Raw genomic sequence first — 18,354 nt, 5'->3', positions numbered from 1 at the left:
CAGCCTATGATTACAGCACTAACCTGCGGATGTCAGATAAGACACCGCTGAGTGTTGTAATAAAGCGTGCTCCGTCAGCACCATCAATCACCCGGTGGTCATACGACAATGCTAATGGCAATGTCAGTTGTGGGACGAACTCTTTGCCGTTCCACTTTGGCTTCATCTCAGAACGAGATACGCCAAGAATAGCCACTTCTGGTGCATTGACAATTGGCGTGAACTGCGTGCCACCGATACCACCAAGGCTAGAGATAGTAAAACATCCACCCTGCATATCTTTGGCCGTCAGCTTGCCTTCGCGCGCCTTGGCGCTGACTTCAAGCAGCTCTTTCGACAGCTCAAACACGCCTTTTTTGTTTACGTCGCGGAACACTGGAACCACCAGGCCGTTAGGCGTATCCACTGCCACACCGATATGAATATATTTCTTCATCACCAGTGACTCGCCATCTTCCGACAGTGAGCTGCAGAATTTAGGATGCGCTTCTAATGCCTTCGCAGCGGCTTTCATGATGAATACCAGCGGCGTGATCTTGAAGCCCAACTTCTGCTTCTCTGCGATCACATTCTGCTCTTTACGGAACGCTTCTACAGAGCTGATATCCGCTTCATCAAACTGGGTAACATGAGGAATACTCACCCAGTTGCGATGCAGTGCCGGGCCAGAAATTTTCTGGATCCGAGACAGTGCAACCTCTTCAATCTCACCAAACTTGGAGAAATCTACTTTTGGTTGTGCTGCAACGGCCAGTCCAGATCCTGTCACTGCGCCCGAGGTTTTAGGACGAGACAGTTCAAACTTCACAAACGCCTGAATATCTTCTTTCAAGATCCGGCCTTTGCGGCCCGAGCCCTTCACCTTACTCAGGTCAACACCGAACTCGCGAGCAATACGGCGCACCGAAGGCGTCGCATGTGCCGCACCTTTACCCTGCGTCTTCGCCGCATGGGGATGATGTGGCACAGGATCAGCTTTCGCAGCAGGCGCTGGCGTAGCTGCCGGAGCAGGTGCAGGTGCAGATGCCGGTGCTGCAGCGGGTGCTGGGGCAGCAGCTGATGCTACCGTCTCAATCAAAGCAATGAGCGTACCTTGCGACACCTTATCGCCGGCAGCAATCTTGATCTCTTTCACCACACCAGCAAACGGTGCAGGCACATCCATCGCCGCTTTGTCGCCTTCGATAGTCAACAGACCTTGATCGGCTTCAACGGTGTCTCCTACCGCAATCAATACGTCGGTGACATCGGCGCTATCAGCACCGATATCCGGCACGGTGACTTCTTTTACTTCTGCCGCAGCAGCAGGTGCAGGAGCAGCAACCGGCGCAGCCGCAGCGACTGGCGCCTCGGCAGCGGGGGCCGCACCCGATTCAACCAGCAGGATCAAAGTGCCTTCCGACACTTTGTCACCCACGGCAATCTTGATCTCTTTTACCACACCAGCAAACGGCGCAGGTACATCCATCGCCGCTTTATCGCCTTCAATGGTAATTAAGCCTTGATCCGCTTCAATGCTGTCGCCTACGGCAACTAACAGATCGGTAACATCGGCGCTGTCTGCGCCAATATCAGGCACGGTCACTTCCTGCACCGCACCACCGCCAGCAGGCGCGGGTGCCGCAACGGGGGCAGGAGCAGGTGCTGCTACTGGTGCAGGAGCCGCCGCGGGCGCTGCCGCAGCCGGTGCTTCTGCCACTGGCGCATCGGCACCTACAGCTTCCACTATCAAAATCAAAGTGCCTTCAGACACTTTGTCGTCCACAGCGATCTTTATCTCTTTCACCACACCGGCAAACGGTGCAGGTACATCCATCGCGGCCTTATCGCCTTCAATGGAGATCAAACCCTGTTCAGGTTCGATAGTGTCACCCACAGCCACCAGGATCTCGGTGACGTCGGCGGAATCGGCACCAATATCCGGTACCAGAATCTCTTTGATGTCGGCCATCAGTCTCTATCCTCTATCAAGCGAACAGTGGGTTAACTTTGTCAGCATTGATCTCGAACTTGGCAATTGCTTCCGCAACCACTTTCTTGTCCAGATCACCTTTTTGCGCCAACTCAGTTAAAGCAGCCAATACCACATAGCGATGGTCGACTTCGAAGTGTGCACGCAAGTTTTCACGGCTGTCAGAGCGACCGAAACCATCGGTACCTAACACACGGTATGATGCCGGAATGAAGTTACGCAGTTGATCCGCATGCACCTTCATGTAGTCAGTCGCAACAACCACTGGCACGTCAGCTTCAAGTGTCTTAGTGACGTATGCCACTTTCTGCTCTGCTTCCGGGTGCAACAGGTTGTAACGGTCAACATCCAGACCATCACGGGCCAACTCGTTGAATGAAGTCACAGAGTAAACATCAGAATCGACACCGTACTCTTCAGCCAACACTTTTGCTGCTTTTTGTACTTCCAGCAAAATCGTACCGGCACCGAGTAGCTGTACCTTAGTCTTACCTTTGCCAGCCACAGCATCCAACTTGTAGATACCCTTGATGATGCCCTCTTCCGCACCTTCTGGCATCGCAGGATGAACGTAGTTTTCGTTCATGGTGGTGATGTAATAGAACACATCTTCCTGCTTCTGGCCGTACATACGTTCCATACCGTTTTGTACGATCACAGCGATTTCGTAACCGAATGTCGGGTCGTAGCTGATACAGTTTGGAATGGTGTTTGCCATGATATGACTGTGACCATCTTCGTGCTGCAGACCTTCACCGTTCAATGTAGTACGACCTGCTGTGCCACCGATCAGGAAACCACGAGCACGGGCGTCACCTGCCAACCAAGCCAAGTCACCAATACGCTGGAAACCAAACATGGAGTAGTAGATATAGAACGGGATCATCGGTGTATCATTTACCGAGTAGCTAGTTGCAGCAGCCACCCATGAAGACATCGCACCGCCTTCGTTGATCCCTTCCTGCAATACCGCACCGGTTTTGTCTTCGCGGTAGTAAGCCACCTGATCTGCATCTTGTGGTACATATTTCTGACCACCATGGGCATAGATACCCACTTGACGGAACAAGCCTTCCATACCAAAGGTACGTGCTTCATCAGGAATGATTGGCACGACGCGCTTACCGATATTTTTATCTTTCAGCACTGCAGTCAACAAACGGCCTAACGCCATGGTTGAGCTGATTTCACGACCATTAGAGCCTTTTAGTAAGGCATCAAAACTTTTCAGTCCCGGGATATCCAGCTCTTCAGAGAACTTCACCCGGCGGCGTGGCAGATAACCGCTAAGAGATTCACGGCGCTGACGCAGGTACTGCATTTCAGGGCTGTCTTCTGCTGGACGGAAGTACGGGATATTTTCAATCTCGTTATCATCTACCGGAATGTTGAAACGATCACGGAAATGCTTGATCGCGTCAATGTTCATCTTTTTCACGTTGTGCGCAATATTGCGACCTTCACCGGCATCACCCAAACCATAACCTTTTACGGTTTTCGCCAGGATCACAGTCGGACGACCAACGGTCTTCACGGCACGGTCGTATGCAGCATATACTTTTGAAGGATCGTGACCACCACGGTTCAAGCGCCAGATATCTTCATCAGACATATTGGCCACCATCTCGGCAGTTTCAGGGTACTTACCGAAGAACTTCTCGCGCGTGTAAGCGCCTCCTTTGGCTTTACAGTTCTGATACTCACCGTCAACGGTCTCTTCCATCAACTGCAATAACTTACCTGAGGTATCACGGGCCAGCAGCGCATCCCAGTAACGACCCCAAACAACTTTGATCACTTCCCAGCCAGCACCACGGAAAGAGCCTTCCAGCTCCTGGATGATTTTGCCGTTACCACGTACAGGGCCATCGAGACGCTGCAGGTTACAGTTCACAACGAAGATCAGGTTATCTAAGCCTTCACGTGCAGCCAGACCAATGGCGCCCAATGATTCTGGCTCATCGATTTCGCCGTCGCCCAGGAATGCCCACACCTTTTGACGTGAGGTATCCATGATGCCACGGTCATTCAAATATTTAAGGAAGCGCGCTTGGTAGATAGCCGTCAACGGGCCTAAACCCATCGATACAGTCGGGAACTGCCAATAGTCAGGCATTAACTTAGGATGCGGATATGAGCTGAGGCCCTTACCTTCAACTTCCTGACGGAAGTTATCCATCTGCTCTTCAGTCAAACGACCTTCAAGAAAAGAGCGAGAGTAGATACCCGGAGAGATATGTCCCTGGAAATAGATAAGATCGCCACCATCAATATCATTTGGCGCACGCCAGAAGTGGTTGAAACCCACATCATACAAAGTGGCAGAAGAAGCGAAGCTGGAGATATGTCCACCCAGGTCCAAATCTTTCTTTGAAGCACGCTGTACCATCGCCAACGCATTCCAACGGATGTAACCACGGAGCTTCTGCTCCATCGCCATGTCACCAGGCATTTGTGGCTCTTGTCCAGGAGGAATGGTATTCAGATACGCTGTCGTAGCGTCATACGGTAAGTGAGCGCCGTTACGACGGGCCTTGTCAATCAGCTTCTCCAACAGGTAGTGAGCACGTTCAGTGCCCTCTGCCTCAAGAACGGCTTCCATAGCTTCAAGCCATTCTTGCGTTTCCTGTGGATCCACGTCGTGATTGATAATGTCAGACATGGCGGGTTCCTTATCTTCTAGGTTCAATCGTTAGTGATTAAATCGGTTCATATACGATAGTTCAGAAATACCGCGATAACGGCAAAATAGCCCTATCACTCAGTATTACTTTCACTTTCATCCTGCTGCTGCATTCGCCGCAACGAACGCTGCTGACGGTTACTTTCTTGCCCCAGCAACAGCAGTGTCTCTTCGATATACGCCAGATGACTTAATGTCGCCTGGCGGGCTTGCTCTGGCTGCCGCTGGACAATCGCTGCCAACACCAACCGCCTGTGTTCTGCCAGTGTCGAGGCCACGCCTGACTTCCGGTATAACACGTGTAAATTTTGTTCCACATTACCCAGTAGCAGTGGCCGCATCGCTAACACCAACTGCAAAATAACGACATTGTGTGACGCTTCAGCGATACGCTCATAAAATGCAATCACGGCTTGCGCTTCAGCCTGGGCGTCGCCCTGCTCATGTGCTTGATTAATTGCAGCAGAACAACTTTCCAGCTGCGCAAAATCAGCCTCGGTACCACGAACCGCCGCGTAGTATGCTGAAATGCCTTCCATCGCTAAGCGGAATTCAAGCAGATCAAATTGCGCTTCCGGATTCTTTGCCAACAATTCAAACAATGGCTCGCTGACAGAGTCTCTAAGTTTTTCAGCGACAAAGGTTCCCCCCCCTTGTCGACGAACCAGCAAACCACGCGCCTCTAATTTTTGGATAGCTTCACGCAGCGATGGTCTTGAGACTTCAAACTGAGCGGCCAGTTCTCGCTCAGGCAACAATTTCTGTCCAGGCTTCATGGAGCCTTCAAGGATCATCTGCTCTAGCTGCTCAACAATCACATCAGCGATTCGAGGCTGTTTGATTTTTTGAAACGTCATCTAAGCAGGGTTCTCACTGACTAATTAGGTACTGGCACAACCGATTTATCAAAATATCTTTGCGCCAAGTCAATTGGTCTTACCAATTGACACAATTGGTAGCAGAAACTAACAGAAGAAAAGGTGGGAGTCCATACCGCTAAAGGGCAAAAAAAAGATTGAGCTGGCTCAATCTTTGGTTAGAAAAGAAAAAAGCCGCTGTCTATGCGGCTTCTTTACGATCTAAGTAATTGGTCTGACCAATTATTGAAGTGAATTTAGCTTATCACGATAACCAACCATAAAGCGTCAACACTGAAATCATTGCTAGCATCATCACAATATTTCGCTTCACAAGCGATACCATGTGGGTGGCCTCAGCAACGCAAACAGCGGATGACGCGTCCATATCTCGCGTACTATCGCCGACTTTATAGACAAACTCTCGGGCTGATAATTTCATATCCAACAGGTGTTCTAACCAGATCGGAAACGCCCGATTAAAATGTCCAACCAGCGCCATACCTAATGTGACAACTCTTACAGGTAACCAATCCATCCAATGCATGAGATGAGCAATAGAGCGCTGCGCATCTGATGGCGCGACCACGGTCTCGAGTTCAACCACTTCCTCGCCCGCATTATCGTCAACAGGCACATCAGCCAGCTCCGCATCACCGCTATGCTCGTTGTCGCTCTGCGCTAAATAGTAACGACAACCACAGTAGAATACGGCACCAGCGGGGCCTAGCAACACCACCCAGCAGATCAGCGCGCCATAGTAGCGATAGTTAATCCAAGCCAAGCGTTGACCCAATGATGCGGGTAAACTGCGATGGTCTTGCTCATTGACGGTGTGTTCAATGACTTTCGCAAACTCAAAACAGGCCTGTTCGTCGCCTCGGCAACTCGCCTTCAAGTAACTTTTATACTGTCGACGGTAAAAGCCACAGCCAAAACAAACCAGCAAAACCACCATCCAGCTCATCAACGTTACCAAGCCAAACAGCATCCCTTCCACCAAGCGCAGCCACACCAGTACAGCAAAGGCAGGCAGAGCAATAACCACCAGCGTGCCAGCAAAACTATCTTTCAGTTTTGCCAACGCCGAGAGTTGGCCAATGCGATCCATATAATGTTGCATATACCAATGGAACTGCCATTGCGGCCCCAAATGCAGTACACGCTCTAAAAATATTGCTAACAGCAAGCAGAACAACACCATGCTGCTCAATCCTTATCAGTTAATCATCCAGTAAAGAGAAGAAGTAGTCCCAGTCGAAAGCTTGCCCCGGATCCGTTTTTCTGCCCGGCGCGATATCACTATGACCCACAATTCTTTCCCGCGTGATCATAGGATAGCGCGCCATGATCTCCTGTGTCAGCATAACTAGCGCACGATATTGAGATTTTTCATAAGCAACCGTGTCGGTTCCCTCCAATTCAATACCGATGGAAAAATCATTACAACGCTCGCGACCGGCAAATGATGACACACCAGCATGCCAGGCGCGTTTATCAAACGGCACATAGTGCACAGCTTCGCCGTCACGACGGATCAAGCAATGGGCAGAAACTCGCAGGCCTGCAATATGTTGAAAGAAGGGATCCGCTTGCGGGTCTAAACGCCCCATAAACAGATCATCGATATAGGCCCCACCAAACTGACCTGGCGGCAGACTAATGTTATGGATCACCAACAAGGATATGTTCTCTCCTGCTGGACGCTCATCATGGTGCGGGCTGATCTTTGGCAAACTCGATGACTCCCCTGTCGTATGCAATGTTCCTCGTTAGCAATCTCTGATTAAAAGCATCTACACAGAAACAAACTATTTGAGCAGTGCCCCATATAAGAGAAGACTGTAACGCCCTATATCTGACCTAGACAGTGTAATAGAGCAAAACATGTTTCTCTCCTTAAATAGATGAAACTAGGCTGTCAGTCCCTCATGTGATTTAACTGAGAAATAGAGCACAGCAGTCTGCTCAGCCATTAATCCATCACCCGGCAGCAAACAATAACCACTCATGTAAAGCAGAAACCGCTACTTTACAGGCAACAAATACGTGGAATTTCCATCATTCCCTTCAATAACCGTTGCTAATGCCATTAGAATACACCGCAAATCAGATACCGTTTCCAGTGCTATTATTAACACCACACATCAATCATTACTAACCGATTGATTCTGTTCATATAGCCGACTAAGCATACAAGAGAAGCCATTGAAGACGCCACACTCCCTGCCAGCAAATAAGATCCCAGCCCATATCATCACAGATAACGTACGCATGGCGTTAAACGAAGATCTCGGTGGCTCTTTAGCGCTGCATACTGCAGCAGAAAACAACTATTCCGCAGATAACGACATCACCGCACAACTTATTCCAGCAGAAAACATGGCCGAGGCACGGGTGATCAGCCGTGAGCGAGCCGTGTTTTGCGGTCAACCTTTTGTTGAGGAGGTGTTTGCCCAATTAACGGCAAATCTGGCGGAACAGGTTGAAATTAGATGGTTAGTTAAAGATGGCGAACGCGTCGAGGCCAACCAACCCCTGTTTATGCTCAGAGGCTCTGCTCGGCTATTGCTCACAGGTGAACGCGCAGCACTTAATTTCGTGCAGATGTTGTCGGCAACCGCCACCGCCGTTCGCGCTTACATCGATAAGTTGCAAGGTTTAGAGAAGCCGCTGGCACTGCTTGATACCCGTAAAACTATTCCCGGCCTAAGGGCTGCACAGAAGTACGCCATCGCCTGTGGTGGTGGCCACAACCACCGCGCCGGTTTGCACGACGCTTATCTGATCAAAGAGAACCATATCGCCGCGTGCGGTGGCATTGCTCAGGCCGTCGACAAAGCCAAACAACTCAATCCAGAGAAGCCGATAGAGATTGAAGTCGAAACTATGGATGAACTTAACCAATCCATCGATGCTGGCGCCGACATCATTATGCTGGACAACTTTGATCTACCCACTATGCGTAAGGCCGTAGAGCTGACGGCGGGTCGCTGCTTGTTAGAAGCATCAGGTAATGTAAATCTGGACACGGTGAGATCGATCGCAGAAACCGGCGTTGACCGTATATCTGTTGGGGCAATCACCAAACATGTGCGCGCGATCGACCTTTCTATGCGCTTCCTTTGATAGATTCCGCGCCATAGCATTGTGCTATGACGTGGTTTTTGATCACAAAGTTAACAATTGTTATCAAAATGTTATTGATTGCAGCTAAAACTTTGATCAAAACTACAGTTCTCGCTGAACGAGGCAACTACAATCTGCCCCGTAACAGCAAGATTTAGCAAAACCCTGAGGGAGACATCCAAATGAAAGCAGTACAAAAAGGTTTTACATTGATTGAATTGATGATCGTTGTAGCGATCATCGGTATTTTGGCAGCAATCGCGTTGCCTGCGTATCAAGACTACACTCAGAGCACTCGCGGCTCAGAATTAGTTATTGCTACTGCACCTTTCACTAAAGGTATTAATACTTGTTTCCAAGTAGGTACATGTAACAACGCCGGTGCATTACTCGTACCAGCAAGTGCTGACCGCACAGGCACCGCAGTACCAATTGATGTTCCTTCAAGTGGTAATGGTCAGATTGATACCATTTCAATATCTACTGCCGGCGTAATAACGGTTGTTCCTGATGCGACAAATGGTTTCGTTGCTGGTGACACGTTTATTCTTACCCCGACAGTTGCCAATGGCAGCCTGACCTGGGTGAAATCAGGTGGCTGTTACACCAAAAATTGGTGTAAATAAGTTAAGCCAAACTCAGTGCGTAACTTACGCACTGAACAAAAAAAGGAGGCATAGCCTCCTTTTTTTGTTACCTAATTCCTACTTTTATTATCCATCCCAACAATCTTCCATGTAAAATGGTAGGTTAAATCTAATATTCGAAATGAAAACCGCTTTCATGTCTTTTAATGCAAATAATGCTCTAGCCGCCCTACTTGTCAGAAAAAACCTGCTGGATGAATCTTTAGCAAAGCAACAGGCGGTATTAGCAGCCGAAAGTAAGCTGTCTTTTATTCACTACCTTTATGAAAAAGGAAACCTTGACAGCAAGCAAGTACAAGAGGTGCTATCAGAAAGCTACGGTATTCCGACTTGTGACTTAAGCGACTATGACTACAAGACGCTTCCTGACGAATACGTTAATGAAAAACTCATAGCACAGCATCATGTTGTCCCATACGAAGTTCGTGGAAACCGACTATTTATCGCTCTTGCTGATCCCACAAACTTAGCCGCATTAGAAGATTTTCAATTTAGCACAGGCATAAGAACTGAAGCTCTCCTTGCAGACGTAGCTCAACTTGCACCAATTGTAGAGACTATCTTAGAAGGCGATGTTGCAAATCTCGACCTAGATAGCATGGAAGAGGGCGAACTCGATGGCATGGAAGTTGCGGAAACAGAGCGAAAAGACGATGGCCTTGTTGGCGAAGAAAAAGATGACGCTCCTATTGTTGTTTATATCAATAAGCTATTAATGGATGCGATCCGCAAAGGCGCATCAGATCTGCACTTTGAGCCCTATGAGAAATCCTACAGAGTGCGCTTTCGTATTGACGGAATTTTGCATGAGATTTCGTCGCCGCCCGTCTCACTCTCCGGCCGCTTGTCAGCGCGCTTAAAGGTGATGTCGAAACTGGATATCGCTGAACGCCGTGTACCACAAGATGGGCGTATTAAGCTTCGCTTATCTCGTAATAAGTCGATCGATTTCCGCGTATCCACACTGCCAACGATTTGGGGCGAGAAGGTCGTATTACGTATTCTCGATAGTTCCAGTGCCATGCTGGGTATTGACGTTCTGGGTTATGAGCAAGATCAGAAAGATATGTACATGGCGGCACTGGGCCAGCCGCAAGGCATGATCCTTGTAACAGGCCCAACAGGTTCGGGTAAGACCGTATCTTTGTATACTGGCTTGAATATTCTTAATACGCCAGAGCGCAATATTGCCACCGCAGAAGATCCGGTTGAAATCAACCTGACTGGTGTTAACCAGGTTCACATGAACCCGAAAGCAGGATTGACGTTTTCCAGTGCCTTGCGGTCATTCCTCCGACAAGATCCAGATATTGTAATGGTTGGTGAGATCCGAGACTTAGAAACCGCAGAGATAGCAATTAAAGCGGCACAAACCGGCCACTTAGTACTATCAACACTGCACACGAACTCTGCACCAGAGACCCTTACCCGCCTCCTGAATATGGGTGTTCCCTCATTTAATGTCGCCAGCTCGGTCACCTTAATTATTGCACAGCGTTTGGGGCGTAAGCTTTGCGGTGAGTGTAAGGCCCCCGAAGTGATAACCTCCAAAGCACTGAAGGAACTCGGCTTTAACGACGAGCAAATTTCCCAGAACTTCACAGTTTACAAGCCTGTGGGTTGCGACAAATGCACCGGCGGGTATAAAGGACGAGTAGGTGTTTACGAAGTGATGAAGATCAGTGATGCCATTGCCAAAATCATTATGGAAGAAGGCAACTCACTCGATATCGCCAAACAAGCTGAACTAGAAGGCGTAGACAATCTACGTAAGTCTGCACTTAAAAAAGTGATGGCAGGGTTACTCAGCCTATCTGAAGTAGAGCGGATAACCTCCTTCTAACCGAACCATACGAAGTTAATTATATAGCCAGTGGATATATAAGAGAGAATTAGTTATGGCTGTTGCTACGGCAAATAAAACAAAGAAGAAGAAAAGCTCAATCTCCGACTTATACGTCTGGCAAGGCGTAAATAAGAAAGGCGATAAAGTCTCTGGCGAACTACGTGGTGCCAGCCCGACTGATGTTAAAGTTCAATTACGTAGCCAAGGAGTAACTCCATCAAAGGTTAAAAAGAAGCAAAAGTCTCTATTTGGTGCAAGTGGAGGCTCTGTTGGTGCAGCAGATATAGCTATTATTACCCGCCAAATAGCAACAATGCTCTCGGCAGGCGTTCCACTTGTTCAATCTATTGAGATGATAGCCAAAGGCCATGAAAAAGAGGCGATGCAGAATTTGTTAAACGGCATTCTCGTAGAACTACAGGCTGGTCGCCCGTTTTCTGAATGCCTGAAACAACATCCTAAATATTTTGACGACCTCTACGTGGATCTTGTTGATGCCGGTGAACAGTCAGGTGCTCTGGATACAATTTACGATCGTATCGCTACCTATAAAGAAAAAGCTGAAGCACTGAAATCAAAAATAAAGAAAGCGATGTTTTATCCAGCCGCGGTGCTTGCTGTCGCCTTTATCGTAACAAGCATTCTTTTAATCTTTGTTGTACCACAGTTTCAAGAGATTTTTGAGGGTTTTGGTGCTGAACTACCAGCCTTTACAATGATGGTAATCCACATATCGGATTTCATGCAGTCCTATTGGTATGTTATTTTAGCTGCGCTGATTCTAGGCGGCTACGCATTTAAACAAGCCCATGCTAAATATCCCAGCGTACGCGACAAAACAGATGAAATCATAGTCAAACTTCCCATCATAGGATCAATTCTACACAAAGCAGCTATTGCACGCTTTGCCCGCACTCTATCGACTACATTTGCAGCAGGCGTTCCACTAATCAGTGCATTGGAATCTGCCGCTGGCGCTTCAGGAAACGCAGTCTATCGTCGCGCAATCATGTCAATCCAAAGGGAAGTGCAAACCGGCATGCAGATGAACGTGGCGATGCGCATGACAGGTATTTTCCCTGACATGGTCACTCAGATGGTGATGATCGGTGAAGAGTCTGGAGCGCTGGATGGCATGCTTGCCAAAATCGCCAACATCTATGAAATGGAAGTTGATGACGCCGTTGATGGTTTAACTGCGCTATTAGAACCTCTTATCATGGTTGTGCTAGGAACCTTAGTAGGTGGACTAATTATTGCCATGTACCTGCCTATCTTTAACATGGGTAAGATCATCAACTAAATTATGACTTCAGAATTTAGCATGTTGTTTGATATTTACCCAGCAGCCTACTGGCTGCTGGTTACTGTTTTGGGTCTGCTCATCGGCAGTTTCCTCAATGTTGTTATCCACCGTATGCCGCTGCTGATGGAGCGACAGTGGCGTCGTGATATCCGTGAAAGCTATCCGGAAGCGACATTGCCGGATACCGATATCGACAAATTGCCAACCCCTTATAATCTAGTCGTGCCTCGTTCTGCTTGTCCGCACTGTGGTCATCAAATCACAGCGCTAGAGAATATTCCTGTCGTTAGCTGGTTGTTGCTGTTAAGAGGCAAGTGCAGCCAATGTAAAGCGGCTATTTCCAAACGTTACCCTGCCATAGAGCTACTCACTGGCGTATTAAGCGGCTATGTCGCCTGGCAGTTTAGTTTTACTGCCGAAGGGATCGGTGCGCTGCTGTTCTTATGGTTGCTGCTACCGATGATTTTTATCGACATCGATAAAATGCTTCTGCCGGACCAATTGACCTATCCACTGTTATGGTTAGGTTTACTGTTTAACCTGGATGGCACCTTTGTCTCTCTAAACGATGCAGTGATTGGTGCAGTTGCCGGTTACTTGGCATTGTGGAGCGTCTATTGGGGCTTTAAGCTGCTGACAGGCAAAGAGGGGATGGGTTATGGTGATTTCAAACTACTGGCTGGACTCGGCGCTTGGTTAGGTTGGCAACAACTGCCGCTAATTATATTACTGTCCGCTGGTGTTGGTGCCGTTTTGGGTATCACTATGATCATGGTGCAAGGCCGAGACAAAGCGCAGCCAATGCCGTTTGGCCCTTACTTAGCTATCGCTGGCTTTATCGCTCTACTCTGGGGCGAACAGATCACCCAGTGGTACCTGATGAGACTCTAATCAGAGCATGTTCGTCGTCGGCTTAACAGGCGGTATCGGCAGCGGTAAAAGTACCGTTGCCGCTGAATTTCAAAGACAGGGTATCGATGTTGTCGATGCTGATCTCGTCGCCAGAGATGTTGTTGCCCCCAACAGCCAGGCACTGCAACAGATCCAATATTATTTCGGTGATAGTGTCATCCTTACGGATGGCAGTTTAGATCGTGCGGCACTGCGCGCTGCTGTTTTTAACAATGAACAACAGCGCCGGTGGCTAAACCAGTTACTCCACCCATTGATAAGCCAAGAGATGCAAGTCCAGTTAAAGGCTGCTTCATCACCTTATGTGCTTTGGGTTGTGCCACTATTGGTCGAAAACAAGCTATACCAACAAGCAGACCGAGTGCTGGTCATTGATCTCCCCGTCGAACAACAAAAGCTTCGCGCCGCTTCTCGTGATCGGCAATCTATAGCGCAAATAGAGCAGGTGCTCGCTTCCCAGGCATCACGGCAACAACGTCTTGCTGTTGCTGATGACGTAATCGATAACAGCCGCCCGCTTTCTGAGGTAAAGAGCGATGTTTCCACGCTACACCAACGCTACTTGAAGCTTAGCCAACACTAAATAGTCACAAGACGATTAAAAAATACGTTGTGACGCGCTATCATTATCCCATAACCCTTATCTGTAGGACGCAGCCTTGCTGTTTGAATACCCCCTCAACGAAAAGATCCGCAGCCAACTCAGAGTGGAATATCTGACCCATCAGATGCGAGACGCTGGTGCCGAGACCAGTAGCGCCTGCCTGGGATTCTTTCGCGCCGTATTTGAACTGCTCGAACTACTGGAACGCGGCGACTTACGGCAAGAGCTAATTAAAGATCTGGAGAAACAACAGAACGGCCTCGAACGATGGGAAGGTACCCCGGGCGTAGATCAGCATGCCTTGCAACAGTTAAAAGGTGAACTACAACAGCTGATCACAGGTTTACGCGCCGAGCCACGATTAGGTCAGTCACTGCGAGAGGATAAATTCCTGGCAGCGTTACGACAACGCTTCGCTATCCCCGGTGGACACTGCTGTTTCGACTTACCGCAACTACATCTTTGGCTGCACCAGCCTCAGGGCACGCGCAGCCAACAGATGGCAGAATGGTTAAGGCAATTGTCTCTACTTAGCCGAGGGATCGCGCTCAACCTACAGTTGATACGAGAGAAGACCAATTTAGCGGCCACCATCGCTCGCAGTGGCTTTTATCAAGCCAGCGCAGAAGATGTGCAAATGGTCAGAATTCAATTGCCGCAGGATCTCCACTGTTACCCTACGGTCAGTGGTAACCGCCTAAGGTATACGATCCGCTTTCATCAGCTCGATGATGAAAACCAGCGGGCGCTGGAGCAAGATGTTAACTTTCAGGTCGCGGCCTGCTAACACCTAGGACCATCTATAGATGTCGAAGCAACCAATAGTTGTCGATTGCCCTAACTGCGCCAAAGCAGTCATTTGGGGCAACGAAAGCAAGTACCGCCCCTTTTGCAGTAAACGCTGTCAATTGATAGATCTCGGACAATGGGCTGATGAAGAACACAAAATTGCAACCAAAGAAGACAACCCTATGGCTGATCTGCTTCAGGATGTTGATGCCATGAGCGAAGAACAGATAGAAGCGTTAGCGGCCAAGCTGCTTCATGGCAAAGGTGAACAGTAGGTTTAGACAGCAGCGGTGAAAGTCTAACAAGCTTTACGAAGTTTAAGCTCCTTTACCGTTCAGAGCAGAGTTAATCCCGCCCAAGATAAGCCTGTAACTTTTCAATAATAGGTTGATTGGCTGCTGGTATATCCAGCTCTGCCAGTTCAACCATATTGACCCAAGCTATGCGTTGCCCTTCTGCTCCCACCGGCTCACCATCAAGCTGAGTGACCAGATAGAAGCGTAATGAAACCTCACGCTCCGGATAACGATGATCAATCTGAGTAAACATCTCAAAATGCGTCGGCTTAACCGCCAGCTCCTCAGAAAATTCACGAACTAATGCGCTTTCGGGCGATTCTCCAGAATCTATTTTTCCCCCGGGAAACTCCCAGCTCCCAGCTAAATGGCTGCCCTGCAGCCGTTGCGCCACGAGCACCTCCATACTATCGGTTTCGCGAATAGCGATACCAACTGCTATCTCTATCGTTTTCATATCGCTCTCGATTTGTTCTGGCGGTGCTCGTCTAGCGTCATTGATATACTGCTGACAAACCCCAGATATAAAAAACGGCGGGATAAGCCGCCGTTTCTGTTCAGTTCCTTGAAGAAAGCCTATTTAGCTCAACTTGCCGTGGCACTGTTTATACTTTTTACCTGAGCCGCACGGACAAGGCTCGTTACGGCCGACCTTCTTGTCTTCGCGAATAAACGTACCATGCTGTCCGTCTGCTGCGGCGTTCTGATCTTCAGCAATCGCTCCCGCCTGGGCATGCTGATAGCTACGACGTGCCTTCTCTTCATTCTCACGACGCTTGGCTTCAACGGCATCAACATCTTCCTGAGCACGCACCTGCACCTTACTGATGATGGAGACAACGTCGCCTTTCAGCGCTTCCAGCATGTTAGAGAACAGTTCGAACGCTTCACGCTTGTACTCCTGCTTCGGATTCTTTTGCGCATAGCTACGCAGATGGATCCCTTGACGCAGATGATCCATATTCGCCAGGTGTTCTTTCCAATGGCTATCCAGGCTTTGCAACATGATGGCTTTTTCAAAGTGGCGTAAAACATCAACACCCACCATCTCTTCTTTCTTGTCACAAGCTTCAACAATGGAACTCATGATCCGCTCACGCAGCGAATCTTCATGTAGTTTGTCATCTTCATCCAGCCACTGCTGCAGCGGCAGTTCGATGGCAAAGTCCGCTTTCAAACGCTCGCTTAGGCCTGGTACATCCCACATCTCTTCCAAAGATTGTGGTGGTATATACTCGCTAATCACACCATCAACGACACTTTCACGGATCGCATCAATCGTCTCTTTAACATCACCCTCGTCAAGCAGCTCGTTACGCTGCTCGTAGACCACCTTACGCTGATCATTTGAGACATCATCAAACTCGAGCAGCTGTTTACGAATGTCGAAGTTACGCCCTTCAACTTTACGTTGTGCATTTTCAATCGCACGGGTGACCCATGGATGCTCAATCGCTTCACCATGTTCCATACCCAACTTCTTCATCAAACCCGCAACCCGGTCCGAAGCAAAGATACGCATCAGGCTATCTTCCATCGACAGGTAGAAACGGCTTGAGCCAGCATCACCCTGACGACCCGAACGGCCTCGTAGCTGGTTATCGATACGGCGCGACTCATGGCGCTCGGTACCAATGATATGCAGACCGCCTGCAGTCAGCACCTCTTCGTGTACCTTCAGCCATGCAGCTTTAATATCTGAAACTTGCGCTTCAGTGGGCTGATCTAAACTATCGATCTGCGACTGCCAGTTGCCCCCAAGTACGATATCGGTACCACGGCCTGCCATGTTGGTCGCAATGGTGACTGCACTCGGTAGGCCCGCATCAGCAACAATTTGCGCTTCTTTCTCATGGAACTTGGCATTAAGCACCTGATGCTTAATCTTGGCCTTGTTTAATAAGCCAGAAAGATACTCAGAGATCTCAATAGAGACGGTACCCACTAATACGGGCTGACCACGCTTCACACAGTCCTGAATATCTTCAATGATGGCGTCAAATTTCTCACCAGCAGTCAGGTAAACCAGATCAGGGCGATCATCACGCACCATAGGTAAGTTGGTCGGAATAACGATGGTTTCTAGGCCGTAAATGCTCTGGAATTCAAAGGCCTCAGTATCAGCCGTACCCGTCATACCCGATAGCGTGTTGTACATACGGAAGAAGTTCTGGAACGTAATCGAAGCCAGCGTCTGGTTCTCATTACGAATATCCACGCCCTCTTTTGCTTCTACCGCTTGATGCAGACCTTCAGACCAACGGCGACCTGGCATTGTTCGACCGGTGTGCTCATCAACAATCACCACTTCGCCGTCCTGAACGATGTAATCAACGTCGCGATGGAACAGCACACTGGCACGCAACCCAGCATTAATGTGATGCATCAATGAGATGTTGCCCGCCGAATAAAGCGAGTCATCCTCTGCCAGCAGACCTTTCTCTTTCAATAACTCTTCAACGCGTTCCTGGCCCTGTTCGGTCAAGAAAACTTGCTTACCCTTCTCATCTACCGTGTAATCACCTACGGCACGAGCTTCTTCACTATCATCCTCAGCTGCTTTTTCTAGCAGCGGGATCAACTTGTTGATCTGACGATACATTTCCGAGCTATCTTCTGCTGCACCGGAAATAATTAACGGCGTACGCGCTTCATCAATAAGGATTGAATCCACCTCATCGACAACCGCAAAATTCAAACCGTGCTGAACACGATCGTCAGGCGCGAAGGCCATGTTGTCGCGAAGGTAGTCAAAACCAAATTCGTTGTTGGTACCGTAAGTCACGTCCGAAGCATACGCCTCACGCTTAGCGGCACTATCCATCTGTGACAGGTTACAACCAACGGTCATCCCCAAAAACTCAAACAACGGACGATTCCAGTCTCCATCACGGCGAGCCAGATAATCGTTCACCGTAATTACGTGCACACCGTTGCCGGTAAGCGCATGCAGATAAGCAGGCAATGTGGCAGTCAGCGTTTTACCTTCACCGGTGCGCATCTCAGCAATTTTGCCTTCGTGTAACACCATGCCACCGATCAGCTGAACGTCGAAATGGCGCATACCAAATACCCGGCGGCTGGCTTCTCGAACCGTTGCAAACGCTTCCGGCAACAACTGTTCTAACGTTGCACCATCAGCGAGGCGTTGACGATATTCTTCTGTTTTCGCCTTCAGGGCGTCGTCAGATAGTGCTTCGACATCGGCTTCAAGGGCATTGATTTGATTAACAACTTTGCGATAACGCTTGAGCACGCGCTCATTCCGGCTACCGAATAATTTGGTAAGTGCTTTTACGAACATGGGTGTGAT

15 protein-coding genes are annotated in these 18,354 nt (G+C 48.9%); 8 read left to right on the top strand and 7 right to left on the bottom strand.

Going from position 1 to position 18,354, the window contains the following annotated elements; genetic code table 11:
- Window positions 1-10: 10 nt before the first annotated feature.
- The 5 genes from aceF to ampD all read right to left on the bottom strand — a co-directional run bounded on the left by aceF (window position 11) and on the right by ampD (window position 7,248).
- Window positions 11-1,951 carry a pyruvate dehydrogenase complex dihydrolipoyllysine-residue acetyltransferase gene (gene aceF / locus DU002_RS09765; protein ID WP_114338193.1) on the bottom strand — a complete coding sequence of 647 codons (1,941 nt, stop codon included), beginning with the start codon at window positions 1,949-1,951 and terminating at the stop codon, window positions 11-13.
- 16 nt (window positions 1,952-1,967) lie between these two features.
- Window positions 1,968-4,634, bottom strand: a complete 2,667-nt coding sequence (aceE, locus tag DU002_RS09760; RefSeq protein WP_114338192.1) for a pyruvate dehydrogenase (acetyl-transferring), homodimeric type — start codon at window positions 4,632-4,634, stop codon at window positions 1,968-1,970.
- 95 nt (window positions 4,635-4,729) lie between these two features.
- Window positions 4,730-5,512 carry a pyruvate dehydrogenase complex transcriptional repressor PdhR gene (gene pdhR, locus DU002_RS09755; RefSeq protein ID WP_114338191.1) on the bottom strand — a complete coding sequence of 261 codons (783 nt, stop codon included), beginning with the start codon at window positions 5,510-5,512 and terminating at the stop codon, window positions 4,730-4,732.
- Window positions 5,513-5,777: 265 nt separating this feature from the next.
- The gene (ampE, locus tag DU002_RS09750; protein ID WP_114338190.1) at window positions 5,778-6,716 is read right to left on the bottom strand and encodes a beta-lactamase regulator AmpE; all 939 of its coding nucleotides are present in this window, start codon (window positions 6,714-6,716) and stop codon (window positions 5,778-5,780) included.
- A 19-nt stretch (window positions 6,717-6,735) separates the two neighbouring features.
- A complete protein-coding gene (gene ampD, locus DU002_RS09745; protein WP_233496466.1) occupies window positions 6,736-7,248 on the bottom strand; it encodes a 1,6-anhydro-N-acetylmuramyl-L-alanine amidase AmpD in 513 nt (170 codons plus the stop codon).
- 538 nt (window positions 7,249-7,786) lie between these two features.
- Between ampD and nadC the strand changes: the two genes are divergently transcribed.
- The 8 genes from nadC to yacG all read left to right on the top strand — a co-directional run bounded on the left by nadC (window position 7,787) and on the right by yacG (window position 15,020).
- Window positions 7,787-8,641 (top strand): carboxylating nicotinate-nucleotide diphosphorylase, encoded by an 855-nt coding sequence (nadC, locus tag DU002_RS09740; protein WP_114338368.1) that lies wholly within the window; start codon window positions 7,787-7,789, stop codon window positions 8,639-8,641.
- A gap of 182 nt (window positions 8,642-8,823) precedes the next feature.
- Entirely contained in the window at window positions 8,824-9,267 is a 444-nt protein-coding gene (locus DU002_RS09735; protein ID WP_114338188.1) for a pilin, read from the top strand.
- A 157-nt stretch (window positions 9,268-9,424) separates the two neighbouring features.
- Window positions 9,425-11,131 (top strand): type IV-A pilus assembly ATPase PilB, encoded by a 1,707-nt coding sequence (gene pilB / locus DU002_RS09730; protein ID WP_114338187.1) that lies wholly within the window; start codon window positions 9,425-9,427, stop codon window positions 11,129-11,131.
- Between the two features lie 55 nt (window positions 11,132-11,186).
- Entirely contained in the window at window positions 11,187-12,437 is a 1,251-nt protein-coding gene (locus tag DU002_RS09725) for a type II secretion system F family protein (protein WP_114338186.1), read from the top strand.
- A 3-nt stretch (window positions 12,438-12,440) separates the two neighbouring features.
- A complete protein-coding gene (locus DU002_RS09720) occupies window positions 12,441-13,331 on the top strand; it encodes a prepilin peptidase (protein WP_199405212.1) in 891 nt (296 codons plus the stop codon).
- 7 nt (window positions 13,332-13,338) lie between these two features.
- Window positions 13,339-13,935, top strand: a complete 597-nt coding sequence (coaE, locus tag DU002_RS09715; protein WP_114338184.1) for a dephospho-CoA kinase — start codon at window positions 13,339-13,341, stop codon at window positions 13,933-13,935.
- Between the two features lie 76 nt (window positions 13,936-14,011).
- Window positions 14,012-14,743 (top strand): cell division protein ZapD, encoded by a 732-nt coding sequence (gene zapD, locus DU002_RS09710; protein ID WP_114338183.1) that lies wholly within the window; start codon window positions 14,012-14,014, stop codon window positions 14,741-14,743.
- A 19-nt stretch (window positions 14,744-14,762) separates the two neighbouring features.
- Window positions 14,763-15,020, top strand: a complete 258-nt coding sequence (gene yacG, locus DU002_RS09705) for a DNA gyrase inhibitor YacG (protein ID WP_114338182.1) — start codon at window positions 14,763-14,765, stop codon at window positions 15,018-15,020.
- Window positions 15,021-15,090: 70 nt separating this feature from the next.
- Here the strand turns inward: yacG and mutT are convergent, their stop codons facing one another.
- Both mutT and secA read right to left on the bottom strand, forming a co-directional pair.
- Window positions 15,091-15,498 (bottom strand): 8-oxo-dGTP diphosphatase MutT, encoded by a 408-nt coding sequence (mutT, locus tag DU002_RS09700; protein WP_114338181.1) that lies wholly within the window; start codon window positions 15,496-15,498, stop codon window positions 15,091-15,093.
- Between the two features lie 123 nt (window positions 15,499-15,621).
- Window positions 15,622-18,345, bottom strand: a complete 2,724-nt coding sequence (gene secA / locus DU002_RS09695) for a preprotein translocase subunit SecA (protein WP_114338180.1) — start codon at window positions 18,343-18,345, stop codon at window positions 15,622-15,624.
- Between the last annotated feature and the right edge of the window lie 9 nt (window positions 18,346-18,354).

The sequence above is a fragment of the Corallincola holothuriorum genome, from assembly GCF_003336225.1.
Lineage (GTDB): Bacteria > Pseudomonadota > Gammaproteobacteria > Enterobacterales > Neiellaceae > Corallincola > Corallincola holothuriorum.
The sequence above is the reverse complement of the archived record's forward strand: the minus strand, read 5'-3'. Positions and strand labels throughout refer to the sequence as shown.